At 62.3% G+C, this 16,523-nt stretch carries 18 protein-coding genes; 10 read left to right on the top strand and 8 right to left on the bottom strand.

Features of this window, described 5'->3' with window-relative positions; all coding sequences use genetic code 11:
* Nucleotides 1–108 precede the first annotated feature (108 nt).
* A complete protein-coding gene (lepA, locus tag ACK4TM_RS08950; protein WP_409699941.1) occupies nucleotides 109–1,908 on the bottom strand; it encodes a translation elongation factor 4 in 1,800 nt (599 codons plus the stop codon).
* 9 nt (nucleotides 1,909–1,917) lie between these two features.
* Here lepA and ACK4TM_RS08955 point away from each other — a divergent pair, with 9 nt between their 5' ends.
* The 5 genes from ACK4TM_RS08955 to hrpB all read left to right on the top strand — a co-directional run bounded on the left by ACK4TM_RS08955 (nucleotide 1,918) and on the right by hrpB (nucleotide 6,384).
* On the top strand, nucleotides 1,918–2,064 hold the full coding sequence (locus tag ACK4TM_RS08955) for a hypothetical protein (RefSeq protein ID WP_409699944.1): 147 nt from the start codon (nucleotides 1,918–1,920) through the stop codon (nucleotides 2,062–2,064).
* Nucleotides 2,065–2,076: 12 nt separating this feature from the next.
* Nucleotides 2,077–2,394 (top strand): arginine transporter, encoded by a 318-nt coding sequence (locus tag ACK4TM_RS08960; protein ID WP_409699947.1) that lies wholly within the window; start codon nucleotides 2,077–2,079, stop codon nucleotides 2,392–2,394.
* Nucleotides 2,395–2,439: 45 nt separating this feature from the next.
* Entirely contained in the window at nucleotides 2,440–3,429 is a 990-nt protein-coding gene (meaB, locus tag ACK4TM_RS08965) for a methylmalonyl Co-A mutase-associated GTPase MeaB (RefSeq protein ID WP_409699950.1), read from the top strand.
* Between the two features lie 153 nt (nucleotides 3,430–3,582).
* Complete coding sequence (gene rpmB, locus ACK4TM_RS08970) at nucleotides 3,583–3,867, top strand: 50S ribosomal protein L28 (RefSeq protein ID WP_409699953.1); 285 nt, start codon at nucleotides 3,583–3,585, stop codon at nucleotides 3,865–3,867.
* Nucleotides 3,868–3,987: 120 nt separating this feature from the next.
* Nucleotides 3,988–6,384, top strand: coding sequence for an ATP-dependent helicase HrpB (gene hrpB, locus ACK4TM_RS08975; protein ID WP_409699956.1), 2,397 nt, complete (start codon nucleotides 3,988–3,990; stop codon nucleotides 6,382–6,384).
* A gap of 44 nt (nucleotides 6,385–6,428) precedes the next feature.
* Here the strand turns inward: hrpB and argF are convergent, their stop codons facing one another.
* On the bottom strand, nucleotides 6,429–7,334 hold the full coding sequence (argF, locus tag ACK4TM_RS08980; protein ID WP_409699959.1) for an ornithine carbamoyltransferase: 906 nt from the start codon (nucleotides 7,332–7,334) through the stop codon (nucleotides 6,429–6,431).
* Nucleotides 7,335–7,349: 15 nt separating this feature from the next.
* Nucleotides 7,350–8,537, bottom strand: coding sequence for an aspartate aminotransferase family protein (locus tag ACK4TM_RS08985; protein WP_409699962.1), 1,188 nt, complete (start codon nucleotides 8,535–8,537; stop codon nucleotides 7,350–7,352).
* A 255-nt stretch (nucleotides 8,538–8,792) separates the two neighbouring features.
* Here ACK4TM_RS08985 and ACK4TM_RS08990 point away from each other — a divergent pair, with 255 nt between their 5' ends.
* Complete coding sequence (locus ACK4TM_RS08990) at nucleotides 8,793–9,947, top strand: WD40/YVTN/BNR-like repeat-containing protein (protein WP_409699965.1); 1,155 nt, start codon at nucleotides 8,793–8,795, stop codon at nucleotides 9,945–9,947.
* Here ACK4TM_RS08990 and ACK4TM_RS08995 read toward each other — a convergent pair.
* Complete coding sequence (locus ACK4TM_RS08995; RefSeq protein WP_409699968.1) at nucleotides 9,944–10,747, bottom strand: ABC transporter permease; 804 nt, start codon at nucleotides 10,745–10,747, stop codon at nucleotides 9,944–9,946. The genes ACK4TM_RS08990 and ACK4TM_RS08995 overlap by 4 nt on opposite strands.
* Before the next feature lie 92 nt (nucleotides 10,748–10,839).
* Between ACK4TM_RS08995 and ACK4TM_RS09000 the strand changes: the two genes are divergently transcribed.
* From ACK4TM_RS09000 to rimO, 3 genes are all read left to right on the top strand, one after another.
* The gene (locus tag ACK4TM_RS09000) at nucleotides 10,840–11,445 is read left to right on the top strand and encodes an SH3 domain-containing protein (protein ID WP_409699971.1); all 606 of its coding nucleotides are present in this window, start codon (nucleotides 10,840–10,842) and stop codon (nucleotides 11,443–11,445) included.
* A gap of 140 nt (nucleotides 11,446–11,585) precedes the next feature.
* Nucleotides 11,586–12,191: a GcrA family cell cycle regulator gene (locus ACK4TM_RS09005; protein WP_409699974.1), complete on the top strand. Its 606-nt coding sequence runs from the start codon at nucleotides 11,586–11,588 to the stop codon at nucleotides 12,189–12,191.
* A gap of 63 nt (nucleotides 12,192–12,254) precedes the next feature.
* Nucleotides 12,255–13,649 (top strand): 30S ribosomal protein S12 methylthiotransferase RimO, encoded by a 1,395-nt coding sequence (gene rimO, locus ACK4TM_RS09010; RefSeq protein ID WP_409699977.1) that lies wholly within the window; start codon nucleotides 12,255–12,257, stop codon nucleotides 13,647–13,649.
* A 218-nt stretch (nucleotides 13,650–13,867) separates the two neighbouring features.
* On the opposite strand, the gene ACK4TM_RS09015 is transcribed toward rimO, so the two are convergent.
* From ACK4TM_RS09015 to ACK4TM_RS09025, 3 genes are all read right to left on the bottom strand, one after another.
* On the bottom strand, nucleotides 13,868–14,092 hold the full coding sequence (locus tag ACK4TM_RS09015) for a hypothetical protein (RefSeq protein ID WP_409699980.1): 225 nt from the start codon (nucleotides 14,090–14,092) through the stop codon (nucleotides 13,868–13,870).
* 88 nt (nucleotides 14,093–14,180) lie between these two features.
* Complete coding sequence (locus ACK4TM_RS09020; protein WP_409699983.1) at nucleotides 14,181–14,444, bottom strand: DUF6455 family protein; 264 nt, start codon at nucleotides 14,442–14,444, stop codon at nucleotides 14,181–14,183.
* 73 nt (nucleotides 14,445–14,517) lie between these two features.
* A complete protein-coding gene (locus ACK4TM_RS09025; protein WP_409699986.1) occupies nucleotides 14,518–14,877 on the bottom strand; it encodes a diacylglycerol kinase in 360 nt (119 codons plus the stop codon).
* 146 nt (nucleotides 14,878–15,023) lie between these two features.
* On the opposite strand from ACK4TM_RS09025, the gene trhA reads away from it, so the two are divergent.
* Entirely contained in the window at nucleotides 15,024–15,662 is a 639-nt protein-coding gene (gene trhA / locus ACK4TM_RS09030; RefSeq protein ID WP_409699989.1) for a PAQR family membrane homeostasis protein TrhA, read from the top strand.
* On the opposite strand, the gene ACK4TM_RS09035 is transcribed toward trhA, so the two are convergent.
* Nucleotides 15,659–16,369, bottom strand: coding sequence for a M48 family metallopeptidase (locus ACK4TM_RS09035; RefSeq protein WP_409699992.1), 711 nt, complete (start codon nucleotides 16,367–16,369; stop codon nucleotides 15,659–15,661). The genes trhA and ACK4TM_RS09035 overlap by 4 nt on opposite strands.
* Nucleotides 16,370–16,523 lie beyond the last annotated feature (154 nt).

Raw genomic sequence — 16,523 nt, forward strand, 5'->3', positions numbered from 1 at the left:
TCAAAGGAGGTGTTGTTCGTACCACATCTACGGCATGTTTCTCTAAATACTGCCAATTCGCACCCCTACAGAAACTACATTGATCTGAAAGTAGCGTGTAAGCTACTCTCAACTATCCATCTTCAGCGCCGAAATAAACGCCTCCTGAGGTATATCAACTTTCCCGAACTGCCGCATCTTCTTTTTCCCGGCCTTTTGCTTGTCCAGCAGTTTGCGTTTGCGCGTCGCGTCGCCGCCATAGCATTTCGCGGTCACGTCCTTGCGCAGGGCGGACAGGGTTTCGCGGGCGATGACCTTGCCGCCGATCGCCGCCTGAATCGGGATCTTGAACATGTGGCGGGGGATCAGGTCTTTGAGCTTTTCCACCATCGCGCGGCCGCGCATTTCGGCACGGTCGCGGTGCACCATCATCGACAGCGCGTCCACGGGTTCGTCGTTGACCAGCACGGACATCTTGACCAGATAATCCTCTTGATACCCCGTCAGGACATAGTCGAAGGACGCATAGCCCTTGGTCACGGATTTCAGGCGGTCGTAGAAGTCGAACACCACCTCGTTCAGGGGGAGGTCATAGACCACCATCGCGCGGCTGCCCGCATAGGTCAGGTCCATCTGCACGCCGCGGCGGTCCTGACACAGTTTCAGCACATCGCCCAGATAATCGTCGGGCACCAGAATCGTCGCCTTGATGCGCGGTTCTTCCAGATGGTCGATCAGCGTCATGTCGGGCATGTCGGCGGGGTTGTGCAATTCGCGCATCTCGCCGTCGCGCATATGCAGGTGGTAGACGACGGAGGGTGCCGTGGTGATCAGGTCGATATCATATTCACGTTCGATCCGGTCGCGGATCACCTCCAGATGCAGCAGGCCGAGGAAGCCGCAGCGAAAGCCGAAACCGAGCGCGGCGGAGGTTTCCATCTCGTGGCTGAAGGACGCGTCGTTCAGGGCGAGTTTTTCGATGGCGTCGCGCAGGTCTTCGAACTGGGCGGAATCGACGGGGAACAGGCCGCAGAACACCACGGGTTGCGCGGGTTTGAAGCCGGGCAGTGCCGTGTCGCAGCCTTTCTTTTCGGTCGTGATCGTGTCGCCGACGCGGGTGTCGCGGACCTGTTTAATGGACGCGGTGATGAAACCGATCTCGCCCGGTCCCAGAACCTCCACATCCTGCATCTTTGGCCGGAACACGCCGATCTTGTCGATCTGGTGCACGGTGCCGTTGGACATGAACCGGACGCGGTCGTTTTTCTTCATCGTGCCGTCGATGATCCGCACCAGCACGATGACGCCGAGATAGCTGTCGTACCAGCTATCGACCAGCATCGCCTTGAGAGGTGCGTCGCGGTCGCCCACAGGCGCAGGCAGCAGGTTGACGATGGCTTCCAGCGTTTCGTGGATGCCGACGCCGGTTTTCGCCGACACACGGATCGCGCCCGAGGCATCAAGGCCGATCACGTCTTCGATCTGGGCCGCGACCTGATCGCATTCGGATGCCGGCAGGTCGATCTTGTTCAGCACGGGCACGATTTCATGGCCCGCGTCGAGCGCGTGATAGACGTTGGCAAGCGTCTGCGCCTCGACCCCTTGGGTGCTGTCGACGACCAGCAATGAGCCTTCGACGGCGCGCATGGAGCGTGACACCTCATAGGCGAAATCGACGTGACCGGGGGTGTCGATCAGGTTCAGGACATATGCCTTGCCATCATCGGCGGTGTAATCGATCCGCACGGTGTTGGCCTTGATCGTGATGCCACGCTCACGTTCGATATCCATGCTGTCGAGCATTTGTTCTTTCATCTCGCGCGCGGATACGGTGTTGGTCGACTGGATCAGGCGGTCAGCCAGTGTCGATTTACCGTGGTCGATATGCGCCACGATCGAGAAATTGCGGATATGAGAAAGGTCTGTCATAGCAGGGATATGCTGTGGATTAAGGGCGTCGTCAATGCGGATGTTGCCGCAGCGATCCGCCGCCTGCAGCTTCGTGAATTGCAATGGACGGGCAGAGCCTGCATATTGCCCGCAACAATCGCAGGCAACGCCCTGCAACAGGCAAAAAACGGATAAAGGGCAGGCAATATGCGGATGATCTTGGTGATGGGTGCGGTGGCCACATTGGCAGCCTGTGGCGGCGGTCGCGCGACCGGCGACCTGAGCAGGGCCTGTATGAGCGCCGGGCGCACATCCGCGTCGCCGCAATTGTGTTCCTGCGTCCAACAAGTCGCCAATCAATCCCTGTCCGGCCGTGATCAGGCCCGTGCGGCGACGTTCTTTGCCGACCCACAGCGCGCGCAGGATACCCGCCAGTCCGACAATCCCAATGACGCGGCGTTCTGGCGGCGCTATCGCGCCTTTACCGATCAGGCAGCAACGGTCTGTCGTCCGGTCGCAGTATAGCGTGCAGGGGCTGGACAGCCCCGCCCTGCCCGATATGAAGGTGGGATGACGAAGGCCCCCTCCTCACCCGATCTGGCGCACCGTATTCAGGCGGGTGACAGGCGCGCGCTGGCGCAGGCGATCACGCTGGTGGAAAGCGGGCGCGACGATCACCGCGCCGCGGCGACTGAATTGCTGACGCTGCTGGGCACGGCCAAACAGGCGTTGCGGATCGGGCTGTCGGGCACGCCCGGCGTGGGCAAATCCACCTTTATCGAAACATGCGGGTTGATGCTGACAGGGCTTGGCAAACGCGTGGCTGTGCTTGCGGTTGATCCGTCCTCGGCCCGGTCGGGCGGGTCTATTCTGGGCGACAAAACGCGGATGGATCATCTGGCGCGCGATCCGAATGCCTTTATCCGCCCGTCGCCCAGCCAGACGCAACTGGGCGGCGTGGCCCGCCGCACGCGCGAGGCGGTGGCTTTGTGCGAGGCTGCGGGATATGATATCGTGCTGATCGAGACCGTGGGTGTCGGCCAGTCCGAAACCGTTGTGGCGCAGATGTCGGACCTGTTCGTCTTGCTTCTGGCCCCCGCAGGCGGCGACGAATTGCAGGGGGTCAAGCGCGGCATCATGGAAATGGCCGATCTGATTCTGGTCAACAAGGCCGATGGCGATCTGAAATCGCAGGCGATGCGGACCTGTGCGGATTACGCCGGTGCTCTGCGCCTGCTGCGCAAACGCCCGCAGGACCCGGATGGGTTTCCCAAGGCGATGACGGTATCGGCGTTGGAACAGCAGGGGATTGCCGCCGCATGGGAAGATATGCAGCACCTTGCACAATGGCGGCAAGAGCAGGGCATCTGGGGCCAGACCCGCAAGGATCAGGCCAGTTTCTGGTTCACCGAGGATCTGCGCCAAGGCCTGTTGCAACTGCAGATGCGCGACCCTGCGACCAGCGCGCGGATCAAGGCCGCGTCGGAGGCTGTGGCCAGCGGCAGCCTGTCGCCCACCGCTGCGGCGGCGCAGGTGCTGGACCCGTTGCGCAAAGTGTAACAGTTTCACGAGCAAATCGGGTTGACGAGGGCGGGGAATCCGCCTATCTCGCGCTGATCTTATGAACGACCCTGCGTTGCGGGGTTCAACCCCGTATGCTGGATGTCCCGCCGTTTTGGTCTGGTGATATCCCTCAGAACAAGGAAAACGCCCATGTCGCGCCGTTGCGAATTGACTGGAAAAGGCCCGATGTCTGGCAACAATGTCAGCCACGCCAACAACCGCACCCGCCGCCGGTTCCTGCCGAACCTGCAAGACGTGACTTTGAAGTCCGACGTTCTGGACCGGACGTTCAAGTTCAAAATCTCGAACGCAGCTTTGCGCACTGTCGATCACCGTGGTGGTCTGGATGCGTTCATGGCGAAAGCGAAAGAGGCTGAGTTGTCGGCTGATGCGCTGAAGGTCAAGAAAGAGATTGCCAAAGCGACTGCCGCTTAAGCATTTCTGCCGCATTGCATGGAACCCGGTCGCTGCGCGCTGCCGGGTTTTTGCATTTGTAGGGTGCGTCATGACGCACCCTACCTTGACCGCGCCTTGCGGCACGGTCACATCAAACCGATGACCCAGCTGCCCATTGATCCTGTCCTGCCCGCCCTGATGACCGCTTTGGCAGATCACGGTCGCGCCGTGCTGCAAGCCCCGCCCGGCGCTGGCAAAACCACCCGCGTGCCCTTGGCGATGCTGGATGCGGGGCTGACCACCGGCAAGATCATCATGCTGGAACCCCGCCGCCTTGCTGCGCGGGCTGCCGCCGAACGGTTAGCGGAATCGCTGGGTGAATCCGTGGGCCAGGGTATCGGCTACCGCATGCGCGGCGACAGCAAGGCAGGCCAGCGGATCGAGGTGGTGACCGAAGGCATCCTGACCCGGATGATCCAATCCGACCCCGAATTGACCGGCGTGGGCGCGGTGATCTTTGATGAATTTCATGAAAGGTCGCTGAATGCCGATCTGGGGCTGGCGCTATGCTGGGAAACCCGGCAGGTTCTGCGCCCCGATCTGATCCTGCTGGTGATGTCGGCCACGCTGGATGCGGCTCCGGTGGCCGCGATGCTGGATGATGCGCCTGTCGTCACCTCGGAAGGGCGCGCCTATCCCGTCACCGCGCGTTTCCTTGACCGCGCCTTGCCCAAGACCAGCCGGATCGCCACTGCCACCGCCGATCTGGTCACGCGGGCGGTGGGTGAAACCACCGGCGGTGTGCTGGTGTTTCTGCCCGGCGAGGGGGAGATCCGCGCGACAGAGGCCGCCTTGAAAGGCCGTCTGCCCGCAGATTGCGTGATCCGCCCGCTTTATGGCGCATTGCCGTTCAAGGATCAGCGCGCGGCAATTGCGCCTGTCGCATCGGGCCGCAAGGTCGTGCTGTCCACATCCATCGCTGAAACCTCGCTGACCATCCCCGATATCCGCGTGGTGGTGGATGCCGGCCGCGCGCGCCGGGCGCGGTTCGATCCGGGGTCCGGCATGTCGCGGCTGGTCACCGAACGCGTCAGCCGGGCCGAGGCCACGCAACGCGCCGGTCGCGCGGGCCGCGTGGCGCCGGGCGACGCCTATAAGCTCTGGACCAAGGGCGAGGATGGCGCCCTGCCCGCCTTTGCGCCCGCCGAAATTGAAGCCGCCGATCTGGCCGATCTGGCGCTGGAACTGGCGGTCTGGGGCAGCGACGATCTGGCCTTTCTGACCCCACCACCACCCGGCGCGCTGGCCGAGGCGCGGGCGCTGCTGCAAAGCCTTGGGGCGCTGGACCGGAACACCGCGCATGGGCGCGCGCTGGCCGCCATGCCGTTGCATCCGCGCCTGGCGCATATGGTGCAGACAGCAGGTGCGCAGGCCGCCCCCTTGGCTGCCCTGCTGGCCGCGCGCGACCCGTTGCGCGGCGCGCCGGTCGATCTGGCGCTGCGCATTGCCGCGCTGGCGGGCCGCTATGACGGGCCGGGGCAGCTCAACCATGCCGCCTTGGCGCAGATCAAGGGGGATATTCCAAGGCTGACCAAGGGCCTGCCGAAGATCGCACCGCTATCGCTGGCCGAGCAGGCAGCCCTTTCCTATCCCGACAGGATCGGGCTGCGGCGCAAGGGCGATGCGCCGCGTTATCTGTTGTCGGGCGGCAAGGGCGCGATCATGGATGCGGCTGATCCGCTGGCAGGCGCGCGGCTGATCGTCGCCACCGATCTGGATGGCGACAGGCTGGAAGCGCGGGTTAGGCAGGCAGTGGCGATCAGCGATTCCCAATTGCGCACCATGTTCAGTGACCAGATCGCCTGGCAGGATCTGTGCCTGTGGTCGCGGCGTGACAGCAAGGTGCTGGCGCGCAGACAGGAACGCTTTGGCGCGCTCGTGCTGGATGACAGGGTCTGGTCGGATGCGCCGCAAGACGCGGTGGCGCGCGCCATGCTGGACGGGGTGCAGCAACTGGGGCTGAAACTGTCACCCGCCGCACGGCGGTTTCAGGCGCGGGTGGCGCTGGTTGACGGCATGCCCGCCATGGATGACGCGACCTTGCTGGACACGTTGGAGGACTGGCTGCTGCCGCATCTGGCGGGCGTGCGCAATGCGGAGGAGTGGAAACGCTTTGACGCGCTGCCTGCCCTGCGCGCGATGCTGGATTGGGACCAGATGCAGCGGCTTGATGCCGCCGCCCCCGCCAGTTTTGAAACACCTTTGGGCCGCAAGATCCCGATTGATTATGAAGATGCCACGCCCGGCATCACCCTGCGGCTGCAGGAAATGTTTGGTGTGACAAGGCACCCGATGGTGGGGCGGGTGCCATTGCGGATCACGCTGCTGTCGCCGGGGCAGAAACCGGTGCAGGTGACGCAGGATATCGTGGGCTTCTGGGCGACATCCTACGGCGATGTGCGGCGCGACATGCGCGGGCGCTATCCGCGCCACCCCTGGCCCGAGGACCCGACGCAGGCCGATCCGACGTTGCGGGCGAAACCGCGCGGGACGTGACGATTGTCACCATCTGCCGAGACGGAAGTACCCCTGCAACGCCGTCAGCGCCCCAGACAATAGCGCATGATCGCCTTTTGCGCATGCAGCCGGTTTTCCGCCTCGTCAAAGATCACAGAATGCGGGCCGTCCATGACGCTGCTTGTCGCCTCGTCGTCGCGATGCGCGGGCAGGCAATGCATGAATAAGGCATCAGGTTTGGCCCGCGCCATCAGCGCATCATTGACCTGATAGCCGCGCAGTTGGTTGTGGCGGCGTTCGCGCGCGGATTGCGGGTCATGCATCGACACCCATGTATCGGTCACCACCAGATCGGCGCCTTGCACAGCCTCGTGCGGGTCGCGGACCACGGTGTAAAGCCCGTCAAGCGCCCGTTCGGGGTCCAGCGGCGGTGGCCCGGTGAACACCAGATCGAAATCGAATTGTTTGGCGGCATGGGCGAAGCTGGCGAAAACATTGTTGCCGTCACCGGACCAGACCACCTTTTTGCCTTTGATCGGGCCGTTATGTTCCTCGAAAGTCATGATATCGGCCATGATCTGGCAAGGATGGGTGCGGTTGGTCAGCCCGTTGATCACCGGCACCGTGGCATATTCAGCCATGTCGAGCAGGGTCTGTTCCTCGAACGTGCGGATCATGATCAGATCGACATAGCGCGACAGCACGCGCGCGGTATCGGCGATGGTTTCGCCATGGCCAAGCTGCATATCGGCACCTGACAGCACCATCGTCTGCCCGCCCATCTGGCGCACGCCCACGTCAAATGACACGCGGGTCCGGGTCGATGGTTTTTCAAAGATCAGCGCGACCATATGGCCGGCCAGCGGTTGTTCAGCGTCCAGCGTGCCCTTGGGCAGGCCGTTGCGCGCGTCCTTCATCGCGCGGGCGGTCTGGATGATGGTCGTCAAATCATCAGCGGGGGTCGTATGAATATCAAGAAAATGGGTCATTTTATCTGTCTTTTCTCATGCAGCGGCCAAATCAGCACGCAATTGCGCGGCGGCGGCGTCCAGCCGTGTCGCCGCCTGTGCGATGTCATCATCGCTGATGTTCAAAGGCGGCAACAGCCGCACCACGTTATCGGCTGCGGGCACGGTCAGCACACCGGCATCATAGCCTGCCTTGACCAGATCGCTGTTCAGCGCCTTGCATTTCAGCCCCAGCATCAGGCCCGCGCCGCGCACCCCCTCGAATATATCGGGGTAGCTGGCGATCAGACCTTCCAGCTTTTGGCGCAACAGGCCGGATTTCCGGTTCACCTCGGCCAGAAATGCATCTGTCGCGACGATCTCCATCACCCGCGCGCCGACGGCACAGGCCAAAGGATTGCCGCCGTAGGTGGACCCATGGGTCCCGGCGGTCATGCCGCTGGCGGCGTTTTCAGTGGCCAGCACCGCACCCAAGGGGAAACCGCCGCCAATGCCCTTGGCGACCATCATGATGTCTGGTGTGATCCCGGCCCATTCATGCGCGAATAATTTGCCTGTCCGGCCCATGCCGCATTGCACCTCGTCCAGGATCATCAGGATGCCATGTGCGTCGCACAGGTCGCGCAGCCCTTTCAGGCAGGCGTCGGGCAGCGGGCGGATGCCGCCTTCGCCCTGCACGGGTTCGACAAGGATCGCGGCGATCTTGTCGCTGACGGCGGCGTGCAAGGCGTCGTGATCACCAAATTCCAGATGAGTGAAGCCGGGCAGCAGCGGGCCGAAACCTTTGGTCATTTTTTCCGACCCGGCGGCGGCGATCCCCGCACTGGACCGGCCATGGAAGGACCCGGTGAAGGTGATGATCTCGGTCCGGTCAGGCTGGCCTTTGTCGTACCAGTATTTGCGGGCCATCTTGACCGCCAGCTCGCAGGCTTCGGTCCCGGAATTGGTGAAAAACGCGGTATCCGCAAAGGTGTGTTCGACCAGAAGATCGGCCAGCTTCTGCTGGGCGGGAATATTATACAGGTTCGAGACATGCCAAAGGGCATTGGCCTGCGTCGTCAAAGCCTCGACCAAGGCGGGGTTTGCATGGCCCAATGCATTGACCGCAATGCCTGCCCCCAGATCCAGAAATCGGCGTCCGTCTGCCTCGGTCAGCCAGGAACCGGAACCGGACGTGAAGGTCAGCGGGGCACGCGAATAGGTCGGCAGAACAGACGCGATCATGGGATCATCCTTTTGCAGGTGCGAGATTGGTGCAGGACCAATGCCGCGAAGTCAATTTATTTGGGGGTTTGGGGCAGACGTAGCTTAGGCGCGCGCGAAATCGCGTCGGCGTCGAAGATTAGGGATCATGCAATACGTCATGAGACTCAGCTTATGGCCTGAACACCGCGAAGAGAAGCCAGAACCATCACCTTGTTGAAATTTTCTCTGGCCTGCGCGAATCGTGCTACTATGCGGCAAACGACGAGGGTCCTGATGGCACAGATCATTGTTCTGGTTGGCACGACCAAGGGCGCGTTTTTGCTGGCAGGCGATGCGGACCGCCGCGACTGGGCCTGTAGCGCGCCGATGTGCGACGGCTGGCCGATCAATCATGTCATCGGTGATCCCGATACCGGCATGATCTGGGCGGCAGGCGGTGGCGACTGGCACGGCGCAGGCATCTGGCGATCCGCCGATCAGGGCGCGACATGGCAACTGGCCAAGCTGACCAAGGGACAGATCGATGATTGGGCGGCCAATGATCCTGACTTTGCCGCGATGATCGGCTGGACAGATACGCCTTTGCCATTTGGCGATGCGTTCAGCCAGATCTGGTCGCTGGCCTATGCGGATGGCGTTCTTTACGCGGGGACGAAGCCTGCGATGCTGATCAAAAGCCATGATCATGGGCAGACGTGGGAAAAGGTCGAAGGGCTGACCGATCATCCCTCTGCCGCTGATTGGCACGGCGGTGCCGCCGGGCTGGTGCTGCATTCCATCGTCACGGACCCGGATAATCCGCGTAAGATATGGGTCGGGATTTCCGCCGCTGGTGTTTTCGCGACCGAGGATGGCGGTGCCACCTGGGACCGACGGAACCGTCTGTCCAATACCACGGCTTGCACCCATCACGATCATCCTGCCGCGCCGCGCGATGGCGAAACCGGGCATTGCGTGCATAACATGATGCGCGCGCCCGGCGCCGGCGATGTGCTGTATCAGCAGAACCACCATGGTGTCTGGCGGTCCGCCGACGGGGGCCGCAGTTGGGATGATGTCAATAACGGGCTGCCGTCGACGTTTGGTTTTCCGATTCGGGTGCATCCGCGCGATCCGGATACGGTCTGGACCCTGCCGCTGAACGGCGACAGTGACGGGCGCTATCCGCCGGATGCGGCGGCGGCGGTCTGGCGCAGCCGCGATGGTGGACAAAGCTGGCAGGCGATGCGCGCCGGGCTGCCGCAGCAAAGCTGCTATTTCACTGTACTGCGTCAGGCGATGGGTGGCGACACGCGCGACCCGGCAGGGGTGTATTTCGGCACCAACAGCGGGTCGGTCTTTGCCAGCCGCGACGAAGGCGACAGCTGGCAGGAAATCGCGCGCCACCTGCCCACCGTCCTGGCGGTCGAGGTGCTGGACCGCGCCTAGGCTTTCAACCGGTAGCCGGTTCTCATCCAGCGGTGACAGATTGCCAGGATCACGACGCAAGCGCCGCCGACCACCGCCAGCCCAAGCCATGGGCTGCTGTCGCTGACCCCGATCATGCCAAAACGCACCCCGTCGATGATATAGAAAAATGGGTTGGCGTGGCTGAGCGCCTGCATGAAGGGCGGCAGCGCATCGATGGAATAAAACGTGCCCGACAGAAAGGCGAGCGGGGTGACAAGAAAGTTGGTGATCGCGGAAAGCTGATCGAATTTATTGGCATAGATCCCCGCGATCATCCCCAGCCCGCCCATCAGGACAGACCCCAGCAGGACAAAGGTCATCGCCCAGCCGGCATGGACCAGCCCGACATTCAGGAACAAATAGGCCCCCACGGCGATCACGACGCCCACCAGCAAGCCGCGCGCGACCGCCCCGCCGATATAGCCCGCCACCAGTTCTGACGCGGACAGCGGCGGCATCAGCGTATCGACGATATTGCCCTGCACCTTGGCCGATGCGATGCTGGACGATGTATTGGCAAAGGCGTTCTGGATCACCGTCATCGTCAGGATACCCGGCACCAGAAAGGTCATGAAATCCACGCCCATCACATCGCCGCGCTGCGACCCGATGGCGATGGTGAAGATCATCAGGAACAGCCCAGCATTGATCAGCGGGGCCATCACCGTCTGCAGCCACACATTCAGAAAACGTCGGATTTCGCGGATCGTCAGCGTCCAGGCCCCCAGCCAGTTCACATGTCCAAAGCGACGCACACCCATTTCTGTCTTGCTTGTCATTTAATCGGTCCTTTGTCTTGGGGCAGACATATCCTATCCTGCAGGGGTGACCAGTCCCGATCTGGTCTGCGCGAAAGGATGACCGGATGCGAATGATCGTGATGATAGCGCTGATGATCTGGCCGGTGCTGGCCCTTGGCGACACCGTCCCGCCGGTTTTGCCCGCCCTTTATGAAGTGACTGGCGTTGCATCCGACGATCAACTGAACATCCGCGCCGCACCGGATGCGGGGTCGGATATCATCGGCGCATTGGCCTTTGACCGCACCGCAGTCGAGGTGATCGCCCTCAGTACCGCAGGCGGTTGGGCGCTCGTCAATCATGAGGAAAGATCAGGCTGGGTCGCTGCACGGTTCCTGCAACGCAGCGATATCGCCCCCGGCCCACTGGGATTTCCCGCGCGCAACCTGACTTGTTACGGCACGGAACCTTTCTGGTCGCTACGGATCACGCCGACCGAGGTGCTTTTGTCCACGCCCCAAGGCGATGGCAGCTATGCGATCAAGGATGCCTATTTCACCCGTGAACAGAGTTTCATCGGTGCCAATGCAGCGTTCTTTGATTGGGCCGCGGACAACATGCGCGTGCGGTCACATATCCTGCCTGGAATCTGCAACGACGGGATGAGCGACCGGACCTTTGGATTGCATTATATCGACGATCATTTCGGGCATAAGGGCTGTTGCAGCCTCTATTGACCGGCGACCGGCAAGGGAACTTGTGCAAAAGGCACCAGAGCGCCTTCACATCAGCCGCCGCAATGACTAGTATGAGTGGCTAGACATGGCATGGCGCGATCCTTATCAGGCATCCGGCCAGCGAAACCGAAGGAATTCATATGTCCTGGACAGACGAGCGCGTCGAGACGCTCAAAAAGATGTGGGGCGATGGTCAGTCGGCCAGCCAGATCGCCAAGGAACTGGGCGGCGTCACCCGCAACGCCGTGATCGGCAAGGTCCACAGGCTGGGCCTGTCCAACCGTGCCGGTACCGTCGCGGCGCCGACGGCAAAGCCGGCGGTCAAGGAAAAAGTTGCCGAATCTGTGGAAGCGCCAGCCGCAAAGCCCGCGGCCAAGCCCACGCCCAAGGTCAAGGTCAGCACCGCGGTGGCGATCAAGGAAGAGCTTGAGCTGGACGAGAACGGCATCCCGATTTCCGCCGCACGCCGGGCGATCATTCCTGCCGGACAGGCCCTGCCACCGCAGCCATCCGCCAACGAGATCAGTCCCGAGGCGCTGGCCAAAGTCAGCGAGGTCGAAAAGACCGCCAAACGCCTGACCCTGATGGAGTTAACCGAAAAGACCTGCAAATGGCCTGTCGGCGATCCGGCGACGGATGATTTCTGGTTCTGCGGCCTGCCCGTGCAACAGGGCAAGCCCTATTGCGACGCGCATGTCGGTGTCGCGTTCCAGCCGATGTCCGCCCGCCGCGACCGTCGTCGCTGAAATCCCCGTAAGGTGGGTCAAGACCCACCTTACCTGCGCCCCCTTGTCGGTCTATAGGGGGCTATGACAACGAATCCGCCAAACCTCCGCCCCGATCTTGCCCGCGCGCAAGTGATTGACACTGCCCGCAGCGGCCAGCCGACCATCGGCATGGTCAGCCTTGGCTGCCCCAAGGCGTTGGTCGACAGCGAACGCATCCTGACCCGCCTGCGCGCCGAAGGTTATGCCATTTCGGCCGACTATGCGGGTGCAGAGGCGGTGATCGTGAACACCTGTGGGTTTCTGGACAGTGCCAAGGCCGAAAGCCTTGATGCCATCGGCGAGGCGTTGCGCGAAAACGGCAAGGTCATCGTGACCGGCTGTCTGGGCGCGGAACCCGATTATATCCGCGAACATCATCCCCGCATTCTGGCCGTCACCGGCCCGCATCAATATGAACAGGTGCTGGACGCCGTGCATCTGGCCGTCCCGCCCAGCCCTGACCCGTTCATTGACCTGCTGCCCGCCACAGGTGTCAGCCTGACGCCACGGCATTACAGCTATCTGAAGATTTCTGAAGGCTGCAATCACAAGTGCAAATTCTGTATCATACCCGACATGCGCGGGCTTCTGACCAGCCGCCCCGCCCATGCCGTGCTGCGCGAGGCGGAAAAGCTGGTGCAGGCCGGGGTGCGCGAATTGCTGGTGATTTCGCAGGATACATCGGCCTATGGGCTGGACCGCAGATATGATCTGAACCCGTGGCAGGGGGGCGAAGTGCGTAGCCATATCACCGATCTGACCCGCGAATTGGGGCAATTGGGTGCCTGGGTCCGGCTGCATTACGTCTATCCCTATCCGCATGTGCGCGACCTGATCCCGATCATGGCGGACCCGTCCAACGGCGTGCTGCCCTATCTCGACATCCCGTTCCAGCATTCCCACCCCGATGTGCTGCGGCGCATGGCGCGCCCTGCGGCAGGGGCGAAAACGCTGGACGAAATTGCCGCATGGCGTGCCATCTGCCCCGATATCACGCTGCGCAGTACATTCATCGTGGGCTATCCGGGCGAGACAGAGGCAGAGTTTCAGCACCTGCTAGACTGGCTGGATGAAGCGCAGTTGGACCGTGTGGGTTGTTTTCAATATGAGAATGTCGCCGGTGCCCGGTCCAACGCCCTGCCCGACCATGTGGCGGCAGAGGTCAAGCAGGACCGCTGGGACCGTTTCATGGAAAAGGCACAGGCGATTTCGGCGGCCAAATTGGAGGCCAAGGTCGGCAAGGTGCTGGAAGTTATCGTGGACGACATCGACGCAGACGGCATCGCCACCTGCCGGACCTGGGCCGATGCGCCAGAGATCGACGGGAACCTGTTTATTGATGAGGGGACCGAGGGGCTGACCGTGGGGGATGTGGTCCGCGTCGAGGTTGAAGAGGCGGGGGAGTATGATTTGTGGGGGGCGGTGATCCGCAGCTAAAGCGTTGAATTTCTTTAGTAGGACGGCAAACAAATAGAACGCCCGCCCGGCATCGCCGGGCAGCGCCCGGACCTTCCCATGGGGAGGGCGCTTCGCACCCACCCCGAGGTCCGAACGCTCTCCTGTGTTGCGTGCTGAAACGCCGACAGCCCCCAGCCAAACGAAAAAACGCACCGCTTTCGCGATGCGCCTTTCCACTCTTTGACCTCAGTACCGATTTATGACGTCACTTCCCGCGCGGCGGAGAAGCTGCACCCCGATCCACCGCTGGCGGCCGGCATCGGTGATGGTTCCGGGGTCAGCCCGCAGCTTTGCGTGCCGGTGTTGAAGGTCATCCCGACGGGGCAGCTTTGCGCCACAGGCTCGGTCGGGGCGGGAAGGGTTGTGGTCTGCGCATGCGCCGCGGCGGGCAGCATGGCCAGGGCAAGTACGATCGATCGCATGTCGTCCTCCTGTGTTGACGATAGGTCAACGTTAGGATGAACGCCATGAAACAGAAACGGTACAGAATGTCGCACCTTGCAGGGAATGTTACTTCGCCTGCAATCCGCGCAGATGGGCAAAGGTTTCGCGGTTCACGCAATAGTCTGGCGCTTCGGGCAGGCGCGGCATGGTGCCAAGCAGTTTATCGCAACTGCCGACCTCGGTGCAGCCGCGACAGCCGGTGACCATATCGCCATAGGCTTCTGCCGTGATCTGCCCCTCATCAAGGGCCGTGGACAGGCTGACGTCGCAGGCTTGGGACATTTTCACCACCCGCAGGAAATGTGCGTGGATATCGCCGGTTTTTTGCATCACGGACCTCCATTCAATGCGCCCAGACTGACAGGGTAGATTGGCGCGGTCCTTGCGCTGGATCAAATGGGCATCACCAGATCAGCCCCCCGATCACGCAGACCCAGCCGACCCCGACGGCGACCCCCGCAACGGCGACGGCGGCGGACCCGCAATCCTTGGCGTGTTTTGCGGCAGCGCGATGTGCCGTGCTGATATCATCCACCACCCGTTCGATCGCGGTATTCATGCATTCAAGTGCCAGAATGAAGATCCCGCCCATCAGCAGCATCCCCCGTTCGGCCCCCGACAGCGGCAGCACGAAGGCCAGCACCGCAAAGACCGCATTCGCCACGACCCATTGCATCAGCGATCCTTCGGTCTGCCAGACATGCACGAAACCGTGCCAGGACCAGACCGCCCTTTGCCGGACCCGCGTTACTTGATACCACATGGCGGTCACCTTTTCTGGTCGCTGCGACTTTTGGCCAGATTGCGGGATGGCGCACGCGCTGCCAAGCTGTTGTTGTGACCTGACGGAACATTTGACGGCACGCCCCCTCGCCCCGATTTTGTATCCGACAAGCAGGAGAATGCCCGATGTATCCCACCCCAGCGAAATCCGAACGCATTGCCGACGGCACTGTCCATGCTCTGGGCGTTGTCGGGGCTGTTGCGGGCGCTGTTGTGCTGATGATCTGGTCGGCAGGCATCGCAAGCCCGGCACAGGTCACGGCCATCGCCGTCTATGGTGCGACGTTGATTGCGACCTTCGTCGCCTCAGCCGTCTATCATCTGGCGCCCTGGCATGGCATCCGCCCCGCCTTGCGCCGGTTCGATCATGCGGCGATCTATCTGAAAATCGCGGGGACCTACACGCCGCTCGTGGTGCTGATCGGCAGCGGTTTTGCCTATCTGGTGCTGGGGGTTGTCTGGGCGCTCGCGGTGATCGGGATTGTGCTGAAACTGTTCTTCTGGCGCGCACCGGGGCGGTTTGGCCCCGCGCTTTATCTGGTCATGGGCTGGCTTAGCCTTGCCCTGATCTGGTCGCTCTGGACCTTGGTGCCGGTGTCGACCATGGCGCTGATCGCGGTTGGCGGGCTGCTTTACACCGCAGGCGTTCCGTTTTACGCGGCAAAAAGGCTGCGCTATGCCACCGCGATCTGGCACGGCTTTGTCGTCATCGCCTCGGCCTGTTTCTTTATCGCCATCGCCACGGCGGTCGCCGCTCAGATCTAGAGCGTGGCAGCGACCTGTTGCACCACACGCAGCCGGTCGGCATTCGCCGGGTGGGTGCCAAGGAAACGGTTGCCGGGATCGGGGATGCGGAAAAAGAACTGCGCGCCGCGCAACGGGTTGAACCCTGCGGCATGGGCGACCCTTGTGCCGGTGGCGTCTGCCTCAAGCTCGAAATTCTTGGAATAGGCGCGCGCGGCGACCGTTGCACCCAGTTGTTGTGCCGACCGGACCGCTTCGGGTGAACCGCCTCCGGCCAGCCCGCCGATCAGCGTGGCCCCCAGCACCGCATTCTGCTGCTGACGCGCGATATGCCCTTCGATATGGTGCGCAGCCTCATGCGCCAGCACGAATGCGATCTCATCGACGTTGCGCGCCTCGTTGATCAGCCGTTCGGTAAAGACGATCACCGGGCGACCGTTGCGGTCCAGCGTCTGATAGGCGTTCATCGGTGCGCCGGGGCGGTCATCGACAAGGATGAGAAAATCGCAATTGCTGTTGTTGCCACGCTGACGGCACAGTCGTTCTGCAACCGGTTCGACCCGCGCCACAGCGGTCTGGAAATTGGCCATCGCTTGATTTGGCGAAATCCGCCCGCCCGGATCGGTCGGCTGCAGGATCACCCCTGCCGTGGGCGCAGGTGGCGGGGCCATGTTGACCGGTGCGCAAGCAGCAAGAGCGAGGGCGAAAAGGACGGCGAGACGACGCATGGGAACTCCGATACCTAGCGGGGACTGCCGGAAAGAATAGCATGTCGCCCCGCAGCTGCCAGTCACGATTGCTTGCCCGGCGCAGTCCCGCTAGGCTGGAGTCATGTTTAGCATAGAACACGATTATGACGCGACCGTTGTCACCCTTGTCGAT

This window comes from Yoonia sp. (genome assembly GCF_046292185.1).
In the GTDB taxonomy this organism is placed as follows: Bacteria; Pseudomonadota; Alphaproteobacteria; order Rhodobacterales; family Rhodobacteraceae; genus Yoonia.